Annotated in this window: 19 protein-coding genes; 18 read left to right on the forward strand and 1 reads right to left on the reverse strand. The window is 46.4% G+C overall.

Features of this window, described 5'->3' with window-relative positions:
- Positions 1–86: 86 nt before the first annotated feature.
- The 17 genes from VN379_RS17035 to VN379_RS17115 all read left to right on the forward strand — a co-directional run bounded on the left by VN379_RS17035 (position 87) and on the right by VN379_RS17115 (position 17274).
- Positions 87–1034, forward strand: coding sequence for an ABC transporter permease (locus VN379_RS17035; protein ID WP_325535985.1), 948 nt, complete (start codon positions 87–89; stop codon positions 1032–1034).
- Positions 1028–1807, forward strand: coding sequence for an ABC transporter ATP-binding protein (locus tag VN379_RS17040; protein WP_325535987.1), 780 nt, complete (start codon positions 1028–1030; stop codon positions 1805–1807). Before VN379_RS17035 ends, VN379_RS17040 begins: the two co-directional genes overlap by 7 nt.
- An 11-nt stretch (positions 1808–1818) precedes the next feature.
- Positions 1819–2826 carry an ABC transporter substrate-binding protein gene (locus VN379_RS17045; RefSeq protein ID WP_325535989.1) on the forward strand — a complete coding sequence of 336 codons (1008 nt, stop codon included), beginning with the start codon at positions 1819–1821 and terminating at the stop codon, positions 2824–2826.
- 351 nt (positions 2827–3177) lie between these two features.
- A complete protein-coding gene (locus VN379_RS17050) occupies positions 3178–4446 on the forward strand; it encodes an MFS transporter (protein ID WP_325535991.1) in 1269 nt (422 codons plus the stop codon).
- 96 nt (positions 4447–4542) lie between these two features.
- Positions 4543–5883 (forward strand): nitrogenase component 1, encoded by a 1341-nt coding sequence (locus VN379_RS17055; protein WP_325535993.1) that lies wholly within the window; start codon positions 4543–4545, stop codon positions 5881–5883.
- Positions 5884–5897: 14 nt separating this feature from the next.
- Complete coding sequence (locus VN379_RS17060) at positions 5898–7442, forward strand: nitrogenase component 1 (protein WP_325535995.1); 1545 nt, start codon at positions 5898–5900, stop codon at positions 7440–7442.
- Between the two features lie 58 nt (positions 7443–7500).
- Complete coding sequence (cysK, locus tag VN379_RS17065) at positions 7501–8463, forward strand: cysteine synthase A (protein WP_325535997.1); 963 nt, start codon at positions 7501–7503, stop codon at positions 8461–8463.
- A gap of 166 nt (positions 8464–8629) precedes the next feature.
- The gene (locus VN379_RS17070; protein WP_325535999.1) at positions 8630–9148 is read left to right on the forward strand and encodes a nitroreductase family protein; all 519 of its coding nucleotides are present in this window, start codon (positions 8630–8632) and stop codon (positions 9146–9148) included.
- 118 nt (positions 9149–9266) lie between these two features.
- Positions 9267–9827 carry a flavodoxin family protein gene (locus VN379_RS17075; protein ID WP_325536001.1) on the forward strand — a complete coding sequence of 187 codons (561 nt, stop codon included), beginning with the start codon at positions 9267–9269 and terminating at the stop codon, positions 9825–9827.
- Positions 9828–9919: 92 nt separating this feature from the next.
- Positions 9920–10339, forward strand: a complete 420-nt coding sequence (locus VN379_RS17080) for a GNAT family N-acetyltransferase (protein ID WP_325536003.1) — start codon at positions 9920–9922, stop codon at positions 10337–10339.
- Between the two features lie 190 nt (positions 10340–10529).
- On the forward strand, positions 10530–10979 hold the full coding sequence (locus tag VN379_RS17085) for a GNAT family N-acetyltransferase (protein WP_325536005.1): 450 nt from the start codon (positions 10530–10532) through the stop codon (positions 10977–10979).
- Between the two features lie 44 nt (positions 10980–11023).
- Complete coding sequence (locus VN379_RS17090) at positions 11024–11803, forward strand: class I SAM-dependent methyltransferase (RefSeq protein WP_325536007.1); 780 nt, start codon at positions 11024–11026, stop codon at positions 11801–11803.
- A gap of 139 nt (positions 11804–11942) precedes the next feature.
- A complete protein-coding gene (locus VN379_RS17095) occupies positions 11943–13211 on the forward strand; it encodes a Sapep family Mn(2+)-dependent dipeptidase (RefSeq protein ID WP_325536009.1) in 1269 nt (422 codons plus the stop codon).
- Between the two features lie 73 nt (positions 13212–13284).
- Complete coding sequence (locus tag VN379_RS17100; RefSeq protein WP_325536011.1) at positions 13285–13926, forward strand: hypothetical protein; 642 nt, start codon at positions 13285–13287, stop codon at positions 13924–13926.
- 1 nt (position 13927) lies between these two features.
- Complete coding sequence (locus tag VN379_RS17105; RefSeq protein ID WP_325536013.1) at positions 13928–14218, forward strand: alpha/beta hydrolase; 291 nt, start codon at positions 13928–13930, stop codon at positions 14216–14218.
- 287 nt (positions 14219–14505) lie between these two features.
- On the forward strand, positions 14506–15972 hold the full coding sequence (locus VN379_RS17110) for a nitrogenase component 1 (protein ID WP_325536015.1): 1467 nt from the start codon (positions 14506–14508) through the stop codon (positions 15970–15972).
- Complete coding sequence (locus VN379_RS17115) at positions 15973–17274, forward strand: nitrogenase component 1 (protein WP_325536017.1); 1302 nt, start codon at positions 15973–15975, stop codon at positions 17272–17274.
- Between the two features lie 250 nt (positions 17275–17524).
- Here VN379_RS17115 and VN379_RS17120 read toward each other — a convergent pair whose 3' ends face one another.
- Positions 17525–18766 carry an MFS transporter gene (locus tag VN379_RS17120; RefSeq protein ID WP_325536019.1) on the reverse strand — a complete coding sequence of 414 codons (1242 nt, stop codon included), beginning with the start codon at positions 18764–18766 and terminating at the stop codon, positions 17525–17527.
- Between the two features lie 137 nt (positions 18767–18903).
- Here VN379_RS17120 and VN379_RS17125 point away from each other — a divergent pair, with 137 nt between their 5' ends.
- On the forward strand, positions 18904–19371 hold the full coding sequence (locus tag VN379_RS17125) for a MarR family winged helix-turn-helix transcriptional regulator (protein ID WP_325536021.1): 468 nt from the start codon (positions 18904–18906) through the stop codon (positions 19369–19371).
- Positions 19372–19391: the final 20 nt, after the last annotated feature.

The following is a 19391-nucleotide window of genomic DNA, read 5'->3' on the forward strand; positions in this document are numbered from 1 at the left end:
ATATCAGCCCAATAAAATAATTATGAACAGGTGAATTAGAATCTTGAAAGATCTGCTCTTATTTATCAGGAAAGAAGGTTATCGTAATGAAGAAACTAGTAATATGGCTGTCGGTATTATCGATAGTCCTGACAATTGCTGTAGATATTTTTGTTGAAAACGCTAGCAAACATACACCTGTAAACCACCCCTATTTTATCTATTTGCTGGCGTGTTTTCTCATAATTATCACAACCATTACGATAGCATCTTATTTTAACTCTAAGGCTAAAGCCTGGATAGAAGAAAAGAATTTGTTTGTTGCTGTAATGTTTTTATTTTTAAATGTATTGAACATAGTAACCAAAAAACTTGCATTATTACCGGTAATATACTTTCCATCACTTGATAAGGTACTGGGAGTTATTGTGGAAGACCGGGAATTCCTGGCCCTGTGCCTGGCTTCTTCCGGCAAACTGCTGTTTACGGGTTATTTCTTTGGTGCAATTGCCGGTTTTGCCACAGGTATTGCCGTGGGTTTCAGCAAATCGGCAGGCTATTGGATCAACCCGTTAATCCGCGTCCTGGGTCCTATTCCTGCTACCGCCTGGATTCCCCTGGTATTGATAAGTTTTCCCACTACGTTTTCAGCCAGTTCTTTTCTTATTGCCCTTGCTGTTTGGTTCCCTACGACTGTTATGACAAGCAGCGGTATTTTGAATGTGCAGAATGCGTATTTTGAGGTCTCCAGTACATTGGGGGCAGGGAAATATTATCAAATATTTAAAGTAGGCGTGCCTGCTTCCATGCCGCATATGTTCATTGGACTTTTTAATGGAACATGTGCCTCATTTATCACCTTGATGACAGCAGAAATGCTGGGGGTCAAGAATGGTATCGGCTGGTACATTAACTGGCAGAAAGAGATGATGGCCTATGCCAATGTGTATGCGGGGCTTATCATCATCGCAGTTACCTTTTCAATTCTCATTACGCTGCTGTTCAAGGTGCGTGATCAGGTACTTGTATGGCAGAAGGGAGTCATAAAATGGTAGGGGAAATAAAGATCGAAGGGGTCGTAAAGCGTTTTTCCCAGCAGGATGCCGAGGATGTTATTGCCCTTAGTGGTATTGATCTTACAATTGAGGCCGGTGAATTTGTCTCGCTCATTGGTCCCTCCGGCTGCGGCAAATCTACCCTGCTCCGGCTGATTGCCGGGTTAAACGGCGCCGATGCCGGTAAGCTGTATATTGATGATGAGGAAATCCGTGAGCCTACCTATGAACGCGGCCTGGTGTTTCAAAACCCGATGCTGTTTCCCTGGCTTAATGTGCATGACAATGTCGCCTTTGGTCTCAGGGCGCGCAAGGTATATAAGCAAAATAAGGCCGAGGTGGATAAGTTTGTTGAGCTGGTAGGCTTAGCTACTTTCCATAAGTCCTATCCACATCAACTTTCCGGTGGGATGGCACAACGGGCATCGCTGGCCCGGGCTCTGGTCAATCACCCCAAGGTACTGCTGCTGGATGAGCCGCTGGGGGCGCTTGATGCTTTTACCCGCATGAACATGCAGGACGAATTGATTCGTATCTGGCAGGAACGGAAAACTACCATGATCATGGTGACTCATGATGTTGATGAAGCCATTTACTTGTCAGATCGTATTATTGTTATGACGCCACGGCCAGGCAAGATTGAAAGTTGCATTGAAGTAAAGCTTTCAAGACCAAGAGCGCGTAGTAATCCGGAATTCCTTAATTTGCGATCAAAAATCTTAGGAATATTGAATTTTGCCGGGAATGAAAAAGAACCGACTTATTATTTATAAGAGGTGTTATTATGAATATTAAAAAGAAAATGACGATTATTGCTGTGACGGTAATATCAACATTATTGCTGTCAGCCTGCGGACAGAAACCAGTAACTAAGGCGGACGACTTTGTCCTGAAAGTCGGTTATAGCGGCAGCTTATGTGAGGCTCCTGTACATATGGCAGTTGAGAAGGGCTTTTTTGCCGAGGAGGGTTTAAAGGTTGATCTGATTAAGCTGGCACCGGGAACAACTTTTGAAGCCATTACCGCAGGCAAAATAGACGCAGCGTTTGGCTTGCTTGCCAGCCTGATGCAACCACTATCCAATGGGTTGCCGATTAAAGTAACTACCGGTTTGCATACTGGCTGCGATAAGGTACTGGTTCCCAGCAACACTGGAATTAAAACGCTCGCAGATCTAAAAGGTAAACGGATCGGGGTTCCCAGCATGACCAGCAGTCCGATCATTTTTGCAAAACGTGCCCTTGCTGATGCCGGTGTTGGCGTTAGTGAAAAAAATATGGAAGTCGAATTTGCCGTATATAATGCCAGTGATCTTCCCATTGCGCTCAAAAATGGCGCTGTGGATGCGCTTGCCATGAATGACCCGACGGCAGCTGTAGCCCAAAAAGAGTTTGCTCTGGTCACGCTGGTTGATTCGGCAGTAACTGAACCATATAATAAGCAATACTGCTGCTCGGCCTATGTCCATGACAATATAGCCAAAGATCATCCGGAGATTGCGGCAAAATATACCCGGGCGATGCAGAAGGCCAGTGCCTGGATTCAGAAAAATCAAGATGAAACCGCAAAAATTCAGGTAGAAAAGAAATGGGTTGCCGGGGATGCTGCTTTTAATGCCACAGTCTTAAAAACCTATAACTATATCCCGTCTGTTAAGGGTGCTTATGATGCCTTTGGAATAACGGCCAAGCAATTACAGAATGTCGGTATGTTAAATGGGAGTGTGGATGTAGAAGCCTTGCATAAAAACAGCTTCGTCTTCTTTAAAGATGTACAGGATACGGTTCAATAGTTATAGCTATATTCCGCAACACTTTACCGCTCGCGCTTGACTTTCGTTTTTTCCAACACACCACCAGACTGCAAGATACTTTAGTGCGTTATATATAGCAGGAGGGATTTAATCATAACCCCTGTGATTTGTAAAAAAAGTTTTAATAGGAAACATTAGCTGATCAGTAAAATACAGAAGGCTAAGGTCTGCTTAATAGCGCCTTAGCCTTTTAATTTCATATCTGGTACAGGTAATTCGCAGTCACGATGTTGGCGCGCAGGCAGGTAGTGTGTGTTAACAACGCGTTGTACACAGAAGCGGTAGACTCTTCCTTGATAAAAGAAGTGCAAGAGGAGATAGTTAAGCTTTATGGGGAGCAAATGGGATATCCAAGACAGAATTACCTCTAATTGCAAGCTGCTGGTACGCGCGTTGCGTCATCGCAATTACCGGTTATTTTTTACCGGTCAAACGATTTCAATGATTGGGACGTGGATGCAGGATATTGCGATCAACTGGCTTATTTACCAGTTAACAGGATCAGCCTTAATGTTAGGTACAGTTAATTTTTGCAGTAAGATGCCAGGGTTTATGCTGGGGCCATTGGCCGGGCTGCTGGTTGACCGTTTCAGCCGACATAAGATTATTATTTTTACACAGATTATGTCGATGCTCCAAGCACTTGTGATGGCAGTACTGGTATTGAGTAACCGGATCGAGGTCTGGCATGTGATGGCTTTGGGCACAATGCTGGGGTGCATTCAGGCCTTTGATATGCCTGCCCGGCATGCATTTATTGTTGATCTGGTCGATGACCGGGAGGATATGAATAATGCGATTGCTTTAAACTCAATTATTATCAACGTGGCGCGTCTTATCGGGCCATCTATCGCCGGAATTCTAATTGCTATTGTTGGCGAAGGAATCTGCTTTCTGTTGAATGCCGGTAGTTTTGTTGCCGTGATTGCAGCCTTGCTGGCAATGAGGATTCGTACAAAACACATTGAGTCGGCAAGCCGGTCAATGTGCCGTGAATTATGCGAGGGTTTTACCTATGCATATCAATTTCTACCCATTAGGTATTTATTCTTTCTGCTGTGGGTCATCAGTTTTTTAGGAATGCCCTATATTGTATTTATGCCAATTTTTGCTGATCAGGTGCTGGGCGGCGGTTCCTATATTTTAGGTTTTCTGTTTTCGGCAACAGGGTTAGGGGCTATCTGTGGCGCTTCCTTTTTAGCGGCGCGGTCCTATGTTGCCGGTTTGGAGAATATTATTCCGGTAGCCGCGGGGCTGTTTGGTTTAGCGCTGACAATTTTTTCGCAAAACACCTCAATATGGCTGGCTTTAGGCATTATGTTCTTTGCCGGCATTGGCATGATTATGCATAGCATTGCAACAAATACACTGCTGCAGACAGTGGTTGATGATGATAAGCGCGGGCGAATTATGAGTATGTACTCGATGGCGTTCCAGGGTTTGACACCATTAGGCAGCCTTTTGGCCGGTTTCCTGGCTGAACGGATTGGGGCACCGGCGACTGAATGCATTTTCGGCAGTATTTGCCTGCTGGGGGCAATTGCCTTTTATAACTGCCTGCCGAAAATGAAAGCACATATGAATGCAATTTACAATTAACACCAATGAAGTTAATAAAGATTTACGAATACCATACAGCCATAGCTGCAATCTTTATTACTTAATATAAAAGATTGAATATTAGGGGGTTATTATATGGGTACTTTTATTGAACGCGCTAAATCTACATGCGCTTTGGGTGGTGCAATTGTTACGATATCCTCACTGCCGCGGGCTATCCCGATCGTTCATGCATCAGGCGGATGTGCAACGATGCTGGCTGGTACCTATAGCCAGGCAAGTGGCTACAAGGGTTCCGGGTATTGCAGCGGTCATATGACACCCACCTCAAATGTTGTCGAAAAGGATATCGTTTTTGGCGGCGAGGAGCGGTTGGAGGAGCAAATTACCCACACCATCAAGATAATTGACGGGGATCTGTACTTTGTAGTGACAGGTTGTCAGGTGGAAATCATCGGCGATGATGCTGTCGGTGTAACCCGCCGGTTTAAGGATGGCAAGTATCCTGTACTTGCCGCCAACACCCCTGGCTTTATCGGCAATGGTTTTAAAGGCTATGATGTGGTGCTGAGCACCCTGGCAGCCGAGTTTATTGAACCTAAGGCCATAAAGGCCGAAAAGACTGTCAATATCTTGGGGATTATGCCAGGCCAGGACGTATTTTTCCGGGGTAATATTAAGGGAATTCAAAGATTGTTAAAAAAACTGGGCATAAAAGCCAATACTTTCTTTGGCGATGGGGAGACCATTGAAAAAATAAGAAATTACGGGGATGCTGCCCTGACAATCGTTTTCTCGGACAAATATGGTATTGATACAGCTAAAGTATTTGAGGAAAAACATAATATTCCCTATATTACGGTGGATCTTCCCATCGGCGAGACCAGAACCGAGGCCTTTTTATTCAAAATTGGTAAGCAACTGGGCATTGAGCCGGCGGCGATTAACGCGCTTATTGCTGAGGAAAAACGCGAATATTACAGCTATCTTGAACGGTTTCTGGATATCTACAGTGATATAGATCTGCAGCGTTATGCCATTGTTTCCGCCGATATCAATTATGCGTTTTCGCTGACTAGTTTTCTCGCTGATGATTTAGGCTGGGTGCCACATCTTGTCGTCATAAATGAAGAGGTGGATGATATCAGCAAAAAGAAATATGAGCTGAAATTTAACCAGTTAACCTCGGAAGCTAAACCGAAAGTAATATTTGAACAGCATGCCGGACAGCTTCTTAACCATATCAGGAAGAGCTGGAAACACAACACCAATGAGAAATATTATGATGCTCTCAGTCCTGCTTTCCTTGTCGGCAGCAGCTTGGAGGGCTCTACGGCTCAGAAGATCGGGGCCGCATTCCTGCCTGTTTCTTTCCCGGTCACAAACCGGGCAGTTTTAAATAAAGGCTATACCGGGTATCTGGGTGGTTTATCACTTGCCGAAGATCTTTTCTCGGCGCTTGTCAGCAATCGATAGGAGGGGGTATAACAATGTCCAAATTAACTAAAGACCTTACGTATGACTATTTATCAGCCGAGGCTGCACCTACCAGGGAGGAACGGATTGAGGCGACATATGCCTTTGGCGGTTCCTGCACAGGGCTGAAGCATGGAATGGGGCAGGGGTGCACCAAGTATAACAGCAGAAAGTTTGCGCAGGGCGGCGGCTGCCAATTAAGCCTGGCCCTGGGTATTGTCAGATCATTCCAGAATGTGGTTGTTGTCATCCATGGACCGCTGGGCTGCGCCTCCAATAATCTGGGGGTAGCCGGGTATAGTAAAACCTTCCGGGTGCTAAAGCACAAACCGGTGACTGATAATATCTGGCTGCACACAAACCTGGATGAAAATGATGTCATTTCCGGTGGTATTGATAAATTGCGGGAAGCAATATTGTATGCAGAGAAGGAATATCGCCCGGATGCGATTATCGTTGGCAATAGTTGCGTACCAGGTATTATCGGTGATGATATCGACTCTTTAATCGATGAGCTTGACGGTCAGCTGTCTGCCAGGGTAGTACCTGTTCACTGCGAAGGCTTTAAAAGCAAGTTTGTGGCTACAGGCTATGACTCGGCCTATCATGGGGTATTAAAAAAGCTGGTTGATCCCATTAAAAAATACGACAGGGCGACTCCGGAGGATGTTGCCGGGGCCACTGCGGATGCTGCCGAAAAGTATCTGCACAGTAAAACGGTAAACCTCTTAAATGTTGGCTCCACAAGCTATGGGGATGAGGTAGAGCTGTCAAGGCTGCTTAAGGCTCTCGGCCTGAATGTGCGGGTCATGCCCCTGTATGCCAGTATTGAAGAGATTTCACGTATCGGTGAGGCGGCGCTTAATATTAGTATTTGCGCTACCCATGATGACTATCTTATCGGCCATTTAAAAGAGCGTTTCGGCACAGAATATGTCATTGACACCCTGCCTATCGGTATCAAAAATACCAATCAATGGCTGCGGGTTATTGCCAAATTCTTTAAGCTTGAAGACGAGGTAGAAAAGCTGATCGCAATTGAAAACGCGCAGCTGGAAGAGGCGCTGGAACCATTTAAAAAAGTATTAAAAGGCAAGACGGTGTTTGTGGGCGGCGGCGAAACCCGTATCTTTACCACCGCTGAGTTTTATCAGTCATTAGGGATGAAGGTTTTGGGACTAAAACCACATAATTTCGACCGTTTTGCTGTGCCGATGATTGATGATATTGATGACCAGGAGGCTGTTATTGATGTTGCTCCAGGTCAGCCATCAGAAGAACTGGTTGTACTCAACCGCCTCAGGCCAGATCTTTATGTTGGTCATACCGGGGCCAATGCATGGGTAACCAAACTGGGGATAACGACTACGCCGCTTTTTGGCCAGTCGTTTAACTATATGGGGTATTCAGGGGCCTTTGAACTGGCAAGAAAAGCAGCAAGAAGACTCCAAAATACCGCTTTTTCGAAAAAGATCGGGGCCAATGTAGCCTTGCCGTTCCGGCCGGAATGGTATGAAAGCAATCCGTTTGATAATATCAAAGAAGCACAACAAGGCTAGTACCTTGACCAAGTCGAGGTAGTTGTATAATTAGAACTAACTATGGGGAGGAATAGGAATGCCTGCTATTGTAGATAACCTGACAGAGCTCATTGGCAATACGCCGTTATTACGGCCCAATTCTTTTGCGAAATTGGCCAGACTAAACGCTGAACTGCTGCTTAAGCTTGAATATTATAATCCACTCGGTAGTGTAAAAGACAGAATTGCCAATTCAATGGTGGTGGATGCTGAAAAAACAGGCGTGCTTAAGTCCGGGTCGGTGATTATTGAGCCAACCAGCGGCAATACCGGTGTTGGCCTGGCCTTTGTGGCCGCGGCCAAAGGCTATCGTATTATTCTTACCATGCCGGACACCATGAGCCTGGAGCGCAGGGCTTTGTTAAAAGCCCTGGGCGCTGAACTGATACTGACACCAGGCGCTGATGGGATGAAGGGTGCTATCCGTAAAGCGGAAGAGCTTTCGGTACGGATTCCGGACTCTGTTATATTGCAGCAATTCAATAATCCCGCTAATCCGGCCATTCACCGGGAGACAACAGCAGAGGAAATCTGGCGTGACACCGAGGGCAAAGTCGACATATTTGTCGCCGGTGTAGGCACCGGCGGTACCGTTACCGGTGTTGGTGAGGTGCTCAAGGCTCGTAAGCCGGGTGTCAGGATTGTTGCCGTTGAGCCAAATGATTCTGCTGTATTATCAGGCGGTAATCCCAGCCCGCATCAGATTCAGGGTATTGGAGCCGGCTTTGTGCCCAAGGTGTTTAGGTTTGAGGCTGTCGATGAAATCTATAAGGTGAAAAATGATGAGGCAATTGATACGGCCCGGGTGCTGGCGAGGGTGGAGGGCTTGCTTGTCGGCATTTCCTCTGGTGCTGCGGCATTTGCTGCCGCTCAGATAGCCAGGCGGCCTGAGAATGCCGGAAAAACGGTGGTTGCTCTGCTGCCGGATACTGGGGAACGGTATTTATCAACGGTTCTCTTTAAAGATCTGACAGACGAAGGCAGCCTATATTGGCGTTAAAAGACGCGATTATGCTATAGTTATAATTAAATATACAGGGTAATTCATTTTTACTTGAATATGTTGACTAGACGAACCAGAGGCGCTGATCTGCAAGGCAGAGATCTGCGCCTTCCCTGTTATTTGGGGAATGATATACAGTAAAGTATATTGGGAGGGGATTTTGGTGAGTGTTCTCGATTTGGTAAAAAAACGCTATTCTGTGCGCAAATATGAGGATAGGCCGGTGGAATCAGAAAAGCTGCAGAAGCTATTGGAAGCTGGCCGCGTTGCACCTTCTGCTCATAACAATCAGCCCAGCCGGTTGATTGTTGTGCGGGAGCAGACCGGTCTGGAGAAACTCAAAAAAGGGGCTAATGTATATGGCGCACCTCTGGCTATTATTGTGGTTAGCGATCATGACACTGCCTGGGTACGGCCCTATGACAAGAAAAAAAGTGTGGATATTGATGCCAGTATTGTTACCGATCATATCATCCTGGCGGCAACTGAACTGGGCCTGGGAACGCTGTGGGTATGTTATTTTGATCCGGCTGTGATTCGCCAAGAATTTAATATTCCGGACCACCTTGAACCAATTAATATAATTGGGGTCGGCTATGCTGCCGGGGAAGCCAAGTCACCGGACCGGCATAACGAAGCGCGCAAGCCGTTAAACGAAATTGTTATTTGGGAAAGCTATTGATTAACATCTACCCATAGGCGGCTACGATGAGGAAGCAGGAAGTAAGGCTGGGCAGACAGTCAATGTCTGTCCAGTTTTTGTTGTGATAGATAGGAAAATAAAACATAAGGAGTGGTTAATGAAAATTATTGGGTTGGTTGGCAGTCCGAGAAAAAACGGCAATACCGATGTGCTGGTGCAGAAGGCTTTGGAAGGTGCTAAAGCGCAAGGGAGTGAAACCGGGCTATATTACCTGAATGACCTTGCGATTCGGGGGTGCCAGGCGTGCTACGGCTGTAAGAAAGCCGGAAAATGTGTCGTCAAGGACGATTTGACCGGGGTTTTTGAAGCCATTGACAGCGCAAACGCTATTATTCTGGGCTCACCGGTTTATTTTGGGCGCTTTACGGCGCAGACGGCCCTGTTCATGGACCGGTTGTACGGGTATATTAAAGCTGATTCTACCAGCAGCCTGGAGGCAGGCAAGAAATTCTCCCTGGTATTCACCCAGGGCCAGCCGGATGACGGGCTTTACGCAAATACGATTGAGGCGACTGCGCGGGTATTGTCACGCATCGGATTTGTAGCAGGCCCCAAGCCATTGGTGGGAAGCGGCTTGCGTGAAACCGGCATTGCGCGTGAGCATAAGCAGTTTCTGCAAACTGCCTATGCAATAGGCAAGGAACTGGCCGACTGGTAACATGTACCCCATGCCGTGATTTAAATGTTTCTCCGCCGGTTTATTTACCTGGCAGTGAACCTATGATGGTAGCAGTAAAGGGGGGAATATCTATGAGTGAGACTGTCCGGTTAATTCGTTATGAAGAACTTGAAAAATTGTTGGTTTTATATAAAAAATTGAACCCTGACGATCCGGAATTTATCAGAGACGGTGCGTTGGATTTATTATGGAGCGAAATTCACCATGACCCGGGTTTACATTACTTGGTTTTAGAGACACAAGGTGAGCTGGTGGCAACCTGTGCTCTGGCAATTATTAAAAATCTCACCCGGAATGCGCGTCCCTATGGATTAATTGAAAATGTTGTTACTCATCCGGATTATCGAAAAAGGGGTTATGGCACAAAGGTGCTGCATAAAGCCTTGGACATTGCCCAAGAAAATAATTGCTACAAAGTTATGTTGCTAACCGGGTCAAAGAAGGAAGAAACATTAAGGTTTTATGAAAAAGCAGGATTTCCAGAGGAGTAAAAACAGGGTTTAACGTTTATATAAATCCATAACATTATAAGCCTAGATAGGCTGACTGTAAAAGCAGAGGCTGAGAATATAGGTTTGTTTAAGCCGGATGACGGTCTTTTATGCAAATATGGTTGAGGTGACTGTGCGGATACTGGCGTGCCTTGGGATTTGTTTAGTAAAAAAAGGAAAGGGTTTTATTATGCAGAATTATAACTATGAAGTTATTGAAGGCATACCGCCGGTAGACGCCATGTTAACTTTGCGTAAATTGGCAGGCTGGCGGGATATCGATAAAAAAAGTATGGAAAAAGGATTAGCGAATTCCCTGTATGGAGTCGTTGCAGTATTGGACAAGGAAATTATTGGCGCAGCCAGGGTAGTGGGAGATGGGAGTACCTGTTTCTATATCCAGGATGTTATTGTCAAACCTGAATATCAAAAGCTGGGTATTGGTGCGGTTATGATGACGAAAGTTATGGATTTCATTAGTGAAAATGCTTATCCCGGAACTATAGTCGGATTAATGTCGGCAAAAGGGAAGGAAGGTTTTTATGAGAAGTTCGGTTTTTGGAAAAGACCTAACGAAAAATTTGGTCATGGCATGATTCAGTTTTGGGAGAAAGAGAGGGTTCGTAGCTTCGGCAATTAATGTCAGGGATGGTACTCTTATCAAACAGAACGGGGGGATGGAATGTGGGGCGAACCCAGGACAATTTATTCCGGTGTACGGCCGGGCTGTATGACCTTGATGAGCGAAGTGTGACAAAGGATGATATAGATTTTTACCGGAAGCAGGCTGCCGGATTAGCCGGCGGCATACTGGAACTGGCCTGCGGCACCGGCCGGGTTTCCATCCCCTTGGCAGTCGCCGGCAATGAGGTCTGGGGCATTGACTTGTCGAAAGAAATGCTGGCTGAAATGACGGCAAAAATACAAGAGCTACCGGCAGCGGTGCAAAACAGGCTGCATGTATTTCATGCTGATATGACGAAGTTTGCGCTTGAAAAAACCTTTTCTCTCATCATTATTCCGTTCAGGGGATTTCAGGCCCTTATCTCCAATGAGCAGCAGGGCGCTTGTTTAGCCGCCGTTTACCGCCATTTAGCGGACGACGGACGGTTCATTATTGATGTTTTTCGTCCCTATGCCCGGTTGGATGAGGCCTGGGTTCAGCCGGAAACGCTGGATTGGGAGCTGGTTGATCCTAAGACCGGAAATACGGTGCGAAGGACCAGCATCAGACGGAAAATTGATGTTGAGGAACAGATCATCTATCCGGAGCTGGTGTATGATGTTCATGAGCAAGGAACCATCAGGCGGTTGGTGGAACCACTTGCCTTAAAATATTATTATGAAGACCAGATTAGAAATCTCCTAACAGCTTACGGATTTACGATTGAAGATGAAATGGGTTATTATGACGGACGGCCAATCAGTGAGGGTCCGGAGTTGATATTTATCTGCAAGAAGTAGCATTTCTGCAGTGCCCTGGGATGAGGTGGGACCTTATAAACGGCTAAAGGCCAGGAAGCTTCCCGCGGGGGGGGGGTTTCCTGGCCTTTTTTATTTCGACGTGAGAGGGCTTATTTTGGATGAAAAAGGGGATTTTATCATGGCTTTCAAAAATGAAGTGCTTGCCTGGCAAGCGGATATTGTAGCAACAACGCAACGGTTGATTCAGTTTAATACGGTAGAAACAGAAGCTTTGCCCAACGCGCCTTTTGGCCGGGGCAACCGGGATGCGCTGGATTATGTATTGAACCTAGGGTCAACATGGGGTTTTACAGTAAAGGATTTGGATGGATATGCCGGTTATCTGGAATTTGGCGACGGTGAAGAAGTGGTTGCTGTTATCCCGCATTTGGATGTAGTACCCGAGGGGGGTGACTGGGAGTATCCTCCTTTCGGGGGTGAACTTCATGATGGCAGGATCTATGGCCGTGGCGCATCCGATAATAAAGGGCCGGCCGTTGCCGCACTCTATGCGTTTAAACTTGTCCATGACAGTGGATTGCCACTTAAGAAACGGGTCCGCCTGGTGTTCGGCTGCGATGAGGAAAGTGGCTTTGAATGCATAAAGCATTACAGTAAAGTCGAAGGGTTGCCAACATGCGGTTTCACACCGGACGGTTCTTTCCCGGTAGTTAATGCGGAGAAAGGCATCATCAGTGGTACTTTTGCGTCAACTCTGCCGGAGGGAATTCAAACATTGCGCTTTAAGGGCGGGACTGCGCGCAATGTTGTGCCGCAGTATGCAAAAGCGGTAGTTGAGGGAAAAACCTATGAAGCGACCGGTATTGCCGCCCATGCGTCTACACCGGAAAAGGGTGAAAATGCGATTGTTAAGCTTGCCGGAGAATTGCAAGCGGTGCTCACCCATCCAGTTCTTGACTTTTTGCAAATTGCTTCGAACCGTGAAAGTCTGGACATTGCTCTTGAAGATGAGCTTTCCGGGCCATTGACCTATAATCTGGGGTTAATTGATGTCGATGAAAAAAATGCCAAAATTACGATTAATATTCGTTACCCGGTTACAGGAGATGCCGGTAAGATTATCGAAAAACTAAAAAAGGCGGGCGAGCCTTACCGCTTTTCTTTTGAAGACTATACCAACTCATCGCCTCATTGTGTGCCGGAAGATTCGGTTCTGGTAAAAACCCTGCTCCAGGCGTATACCGGGGTAACCGGGTTAACAGGCAAGCCGCTGTCCATGGGCGGTGGAACCTATGCCCGCATATTAGGAAATTTTGTGGCCTTTGGCGCCAGGTTCCCGGAAGGGACCAGCACGGCGCACCAAAAAAATGAATGGATTGCCGTTGATGCATTGCTCAAGGCTACCGAAATTTACGCCAACGCGATTTATCAGCTTGCAAAAGAATAAGTAACAGAGAAGGATATCAGCAGGACGAGACATGGTATTGTAACAATGCATACCATGTAAGGAGGGGAGCAGCTTGGATCAGGACGCGGCTTATGAAGTGGAGACCAGGGTTTACTTTCATGATGTTGCCGAAGCCATGAGTGCCCTGCCATTTTTAAAAAATATTTTGCACAACGAGGTAGCCTGGGAAACCAGCACCTATGGTCTGGCGTTATTCCAGTCGGGAAAATTGCTTAGACTTTCGAACGTCATTTGGAATGGCAGCAAAAAAGTATTTTGGGGCTATAAGGGAGTGGATATTGGGCATCAGTGCAATATCCGCCTGGAGCGGGATGAAGAAATTACCGGCGGTAAGGAAGATAGCCTTATCTTAAAGAAAATTAAAGGAAAAAATGCGCCGGTTACTCCTCAGAATGTACATCAGCTGCTGACCGATTCGGGGCATGAGAAATTTATGTCTTTTACAGGAACCAGCCTGATTGGCAGGAGCGAAGTACATCAATTATCCTTTAAGCTTATGACATGCGCCATTTTGGAATATCCGCTGCTGCTGGAGGCCGAGAAAACAGCGGCGACTGTCGACGAGGCTTTACAAGCTGAACAAGCGGTGCAAAAATTTATTGATCAATATGAATTGAACCGCCGGATAGTGAGAAAAGAACCCCCCATGTTATTGTATGAAAAAGTTTTTTGCTATGCCGGAGAAGGCCACTAACATGTCGCAGGATCTTATCATGAAGCCGGTTGTATTTTTCTGCCAATCCACCGACGCTGTGAACCTGTACGCCGAGCACTGGCCGGTGGCAAAAGAAAAACTGAAAGGCATTATTCAGATTGCCCATGGGTTAGGGGAGACTGCTCATTATTACCGGGAGTTTAGTGAAACAGCAGCTCAGGCGGGGTTTTCGGTTTATATCCATGAGGCAAGAGGACATGGCCGGACGGCGGGCGATGTGATTTGCTCTACTACCTGGAAGAGGCGCTGGAAGTCAGCCAGAGCTAATTGAAGCGGGGGAGGGGCGGCAAGCGGAGAAAGTAGAGAGAACAGTTACCGTTTATTTCTTGACATACCAAAATAAGGGATTATAATAGAAAATATATATTGATGTTAGCGTTAGGTGTCCGGCGGAGTTTAATACAATAGGCTGCATTGCTGATTAGTTAAAGTACTAAAGGCTAATGAGACATTGAAGAATGTCTCGTTAGCCTTTTTATTTTGGTGTAGAAAAGGCCGGAACAATAGCAAAGCTTGAATTTTGAAGAGTATTGGAAAATCGACAAAGGGGATGAAGGGATGTCTATTAATTTAACTGTTACTGCGGCAGGCACCAGGGAAACCAGATTAGGGTCTATTACCGGCTATTCCGGCGACCTTCACGACTTGATCAATCAGAGTAAATGCGGAACGCTGCAGGAAAAAGAGCGCTGCTTTAGCCAGTCCAGTTCTTGTGATGCCGGCTGCGCCTTAAACCAGCTTGCCAGCATCATCGACGTTGCCGTGATCAATCACGCACCCTCAGGCTGCACGGCAGGAGCTTCTACGACCATTGTCCATCATACTCAGCTTGCGGCCAAACGGGGCGTTGAATACAATACCGTTTTCCTCGGAACCGATATGGATGAAGCGGATACAATTTTTGGGGCAACAGAGGGTCTTAGAGAAATTATCATCGAAACCTATAACCGCTATAAGCCGAAGGCGATTTTTGTGGGCACTTCCTGCGTGTCCGGCATTATCGGCGAAGATGTTGACAGTGTGGTTGCCGAACTGAGCTCGGAACTGCCCATTCCTTTGGTGCCTGTCCATTGTGAAGGGTTTAAATCAAGAGTCTGGGCATCAGGCTTTGACGCCGCAGATCATGCCGTGCTGACCGGCATTGTAAAGCCGCCGCAACAAAAGAAAAATGTGATCAACTTTAAAAATTTCAATGAAAGCGCCAGAAAAGAAATCATCCAGATTTTTGCCAACTTTGGGGTTGAACCCTTTTTCTTCTATGCCAATTCCACAGTGGAGGAACTCTCCCATCTGCCGGAAGCGCTTGCTACCGTGTCAATATGCGGCACTCTGGGGACCTATTTGGGAAATGGCCTGGAACAGGAATATGGAGTCCCTTATGTGAAGACCATCAATCCGTTAGGGATTGCCGGTTTTGAAATCTGGCTCAGGGAAATAGGCCGTGTCATTCATAAACAAGAGGAAGCCGAAGCTTATATTGAACGGGAGCGGGCCTTCTATTTGCCTAAGATTGAGGAAGTAAAAAAAGAACTGAAAGGACTGCGGGCCGTCCTGGGAATGGGAGCCAGCTTTGCTTTCCAGGTATCCCGTGTGCTGCAGGAGCTTGGCATTGAAGTTGTATGGGTGGCTTCGTGGCATTATGACACGAAATATGACGATAATGAGCTGCCTCCTTATCTTGACTATTTGTTAAAAGAGAATCCTGGTAACCTGAAAGTCAGTGTCAGCGACCAGCAGAATTTTGAAATCCTTAATATATTAAACACCTATAAGCCGGATATTTATTTAGCCAGACACCCGGGTACAACAGTCTGGGCCATCAAGCAGGGAACTGCGGCGCTTTTTCTCGGGGATGAGTATAAGACTTTCGGCTACAGGGGAACGCTGGACTTCGCCAATACCATACTTGATACCATAAGAAACCGGAGTTTCGAAAAAAATCTTGCTGCCAGAATCACGCTGCCTTATTCCGATTGGTGGTATCAGCAGGATAATGCGACATTCTTAAAAGCGGAGGCAAAATAGATGCCGAAAATATTGGATCAACCCAGATACAAATGCGCCATGTCGGCCATGCAGACAGTCCAGGGAATTACAGGAGCTTTACCGATTCTGCATTCAGGCCCCGGCTGTGCCGATAAGCTTCAGGGAGGAAACTATGGCGGCTCGGGGCATTTTGCCCCCCGGATTTTTCCCTGCACCAATCTTAATGAAAAGGACGTAGTTTTCGGCGGCGGGGAACGCTTACGGGAAACCATTGAGCATGCTCTTAAAGTCATTAATGCCGACATGTATGTTGTACTAAGCAGTTGTTCTTCCGAAATTATCGGCGATGATATGGAAGAGGTCGTCCGTTCATTCCAGGCTGGGGAAAAACCCGTCATTTTTGCTTCAACAGCAGGCTTTAAGGGGAATAATCTGCTGGGCCATGAGTGGGTCGTTCAGGCGATTATTGAGCAATACCTGCAGCCGGCAGCACAAAAGACCAAAGGGCTTGTGAATATCTGGGCAAGTGTTCCGCAATATGATCCCTTTTGGTACGGCAATTTATTCGAACTGGAAAACCTTGTTGCCCAGCTTGGACTCATCCCGAATACCATTTTTGGGTATGACCGGGGCATTAAAAATATCGACAAAATACCGGCAGCGGAACTTAACCTGCTGGTATCGCCCTGGGTTGGCCTGAGTAATGTAAAACTCCTGCAGGAGAAATTCGGGACACCCTACCTGCACCTTCCCACACTGCCTATCGGTTCTTTTGAAACCAGTAAGTTCTTACGGGCAGTGGGCGGCTTTGCCGGGATCGACAAGCAAAAGGTTGAGGATATTATTACGGAGAATGAAAGAAAATATTACTATTTTATTGAACGGTTTGCCGACGTATTTCTGGAAACCAGGGTGATGTCCAAACGGTTTGTTGTCGTTTCCGATGCGCAATATTCCTTAGCCATCACCAAGTTTCTGGTGAATGATGTTGGTTTGTTTCCCTCTAAGCAATATATTACCGACAATACGCCACCTGAGTATCAGGAACAGATCCGGGAGGAATTCAAACAGTTGAACTATGGGATCGCCGCAGATGTGAGCTTTCTTTCAGATGGCTATCTGATCCAGGATGAAATTAAGGACACGTATTTTTCCGGTTATCCCCTCATTATCGGCAGTTCCTGGGAAAAGAAAGTGGCGCAGAAAACCCAGGCGCATTACCTGTCTGTTTCCTGGCCGGTGAAGGAAAGGCTGGTCATTAACAGTTCTTATGTAGGCTATGGCGGCGGGCTGAAGCTGCTGGAAGACATTTATTCAGTCGTGCTTACACGATTCAATTAGAGACAGACAAAACAATATCTCTACACACATTGAGGGTATTAACAAGACAAATCAGGCAATAAGGCCAAAGAAGTTGCTTATTAGCAATCTCTTTGGCCTTATTGCTATATGATTAATTGATGGGGAGGCAGCTGCATGTGTAAAAAAACACCGAAGGCTAGGGCATATCAGCAGATATACCTTAGCCTTCGGTGTTTACCGATCAGCTTTTGTAATTTAAGATTATAGTACTACAGGCAGGATGCTGGTGTCAATGGGGAAGGACATCTTTTGGTATTTTTGCCCGCAAAGCAAAAATAGTTGACCCCAGGATGCAGCAAATACCACAAACAAAAATGGTGGGGCCAGCCCCCCAGTTGTTGGCGAAAACTCCAGCCAGTAGATTACCCAAAGGTGTTGTGCCCATATTAGCCATAGTATAAAAACTCATGATCCTACCTCGTTTGTTATCGGCGACAACCGTTTGCAGCAGCGTGTTGCTGCAAACAGAGTGCAGCATCATGCCAAAGCCAACGCTGATAATAACAACAAGTGAAAGCCAAAACTGAGTAGACAAAGAAAATAAAATTAAACCTAAACCTAAGAGCGACGAGGCAAAAATAAGCAGATAGCCTAATCTAACTTTACCGGCGCGTGTAGTGAGGAAGGCAGAGGCGATTAATGAACCGGCACCATTCGCAAACATCAGGTATCCCAGCGTATCCGGGCCGCCTTGCAAGATTGTCCCGGCAAAGACCGGCATCAATGCAATGTAGGGCATGCCAGCCAGACTTACCAGTGCAACCAGCATGAGTACCGAGCGGATTGTTTTGGAGGATATGGCATAATGATATCCCTCCTGCAATTCAAGCCATATTTTTTTCTGTGGAGCAAGTGGCGGTTGTACCGATACCCTCATGGATAGTAGGGCCAGGATAACGGCAATATAACTAAGGCCATTTAACAGGAAGCACATTCCTTCCCCCAGCAGCAGGATGAGCATACCGGCAATGGAAGGACCCATTATTTTTCCGCCGTTGACCAGCGAAGAATTCAAAGCGATGGCATTGCCTAAGTCTTCTTTTGATTCAAGCATTTCGATGATAAATGATTGTCTGACAGGCATATCAAAAGCATTAATGATCCCGAGGCATGAGCCCAGGGCAATGATATGCCAGATTTGAGCCTGCTCTGAGAGGACAAGGGTTGCCAGCGCCAATGCCTGCAGCATGGAGAGGATCTGGGTAATAAGCAAAAGCCGGTGCTTGTTCATGCGATCGGCAAGTACGCCGGCAAATGGCGCTAAAATGAGGGTTGGGATTTGCGTGGCGAAGCTAACCGTGCCAAGCATTAGGGCTGATCCTGTCAGCCGGTATACTAACCAGCCGATCGTGATGCGCTGCATCCAGGTTCCGATTAATGAGATACCCTGGCCAAAGAAAAATAATGCATAATTGCGGTGTTTTAAGGCCCGGAAGGGATGTGTGCTGGACAACGATTTCACAATCCGCATAGGATTAATGCTCCTCTGATAATACTATAAGTACAAAACTATCACAAAATAGTTGCGCGGTCAACTAATTTGTGATAGTTTTGTAGTAAGCAGACGTAAGCCTTGGTATGACCGAATATGTAAATGGCAGGTGACATATGCAGGAACGACCGTATATGGGAAAGTGGATATCAATTCTATACCGCACTGGGCAGGCTTATTTTGACAAAAGCTTTGCTGACTATGGTATTGGCAACAAACATTACCGGTATTTATTATTCTTGTATCGTCAGGAAGGCGTAACACAAGATATAATGAGCAAATATTTCTACGTGGATAAGGCGACAACGGCCCGGGCGATTCTGGCGTTAGAGGAGCAAGGGTATATATATAGGCAGGTTGATTTGAGCGATAAACGCGCCAATAAGGTGTTTCTGACAGAGAAAGGGCGGGCCATGGAACCAGTCATCCGCTCAGTACTCAATGATTGGGCGGAGGTAATGACAAGTGATTTGACGGCAGCGGAACGCAGCACGGTCTATGGCCTGCTGCAGAAAATGGCCTGTAATGCGGCAGACATGAAGGAGCGGGATTTCCGGAAAACAGGGTTTGATCATGATCTCTGATGGACTAGAAAAATTTAAGT

Origin of the sequence: Sporomusa sp., assembly GCF_035561255.1 — a bacterium.
Classification (GTDB): domain Bacteria; phylum Bacillota; class Negativicutes; order Sporomusales; family Sporomusaceae; genus Sporomusa.

Excerpts from the sequence above, each read along its gene's own strand:
- VN379_RS17035 (WP_325535985.1), top strand. The coding sequence starts at position 87 with ATGAAGAAACTAGTAATATGGCTGTCGGTATTATCGATAGTCCTGACA.
- VN379_RS17040 (WP_325535987.1), top strand. The coding sequence starts at position 1,028 with ATGGTAGGGGAAATAAAGATCGAAGGGGTCGTAAAGCGTTTTTCCCAG.
- VN379_RS17045 (WP_325535989.1), top strand. The coding sequence starts at position 1,819 with ATGAATATTAAAAAGAAAATGACGATTATTGCTGTGACGGTAATATCA.
- VN379_RS17050 (WP_325535991.1), top strand. The coding sequence starts at position 3,178 with ATGGGGAGCAAATGGGATATCCAAGACAGAATTACCTCTAATTGCAAG.
- VN379_RS17055 (WP_325535993.1), top strand. The coding sequence starts at position 4,543 with ATGGGTACTTTTATTGAACGCGCTAAATCTACATGCGCTTTGGGTGGT.
- VN379_RS17060 (WP_325535995.1), top strand. The coding sequence starts at position 5,898 with ATGTCCAAATTAACTAAAGACCTTACGTATGACTATTTATCAGCCGAG.
- cysK (WP_325535997.1), top strand. The coding sequence starts at position 7,501 with ATGCCTGCTATTGTAGATAACCTGACAGAGCTCATTGGCAATACGCCG.
- VN379_RS17075 (WP_325536001.1), top strand. The coding sequence starts at position 9,267 with ATGAAAATTATTGGGTTGGTTGGCAGTCCGAGAAAAAACGGCAATACC.
- VN379_RS17080 (WP_325536003.1), top strand. The coding sequence starts at position 9,920 with ATGAGTGAGACTGTCCGGTTAATTCGTTATGAAGAACTTGAAAAATTG.
- VN379_RS17085 (WP_325536005.1), top strand. The coding sequence starts at position 10,530 with ATGCAGAATTATAACTATGAAGTTATTGAAGGCATACCGCCGGTAGAC.
- VN379_RS17095 (WP_325536009.1), top strand. The coding sequence starts at position 11,943 with ATGGCTTTCAAAAATGAAGTGCTTGCCTGGCAAGCGGATATTGTAGCA.
- VN379_RS17105 (WP_325536013.1), top strand. The coding sequence starts at position 13,928 with ATGTCGCAGGATCTTATCATGAAGCCGGTTGTATTTTTCTGCCAATCC.
- VN379_RS17110 (WP_325536015.1), top strand. The coding sequence starts at position 14,506 with ATGTCTATTAATTTAACTGTTACTGCGGCAGGCACCAGGGAAACCAGA.
- VN379_RS17115 (WP_325536017.1), top strand. The coding sequence starts at position 15,973 with ATGCCGAAAATATTGGATCAACCCAGATACAAATGCGCCATGTCGGCC.
- VN379_RS17120 (WP_325536019.1), bottom strand. The coding sequence starts at position 18,766 with ATGCGGATTGTGAAATCGTTGTCCAGCACACATCCCTTCCGGGCCTTA.
- VN379_RS17125 (WP_325536021.1), top strand. The coding sequence starts at position 18,904 with ATGCAGGAACGACCGTATATGGGAAAGTGGATATCAATTCTATACCGC.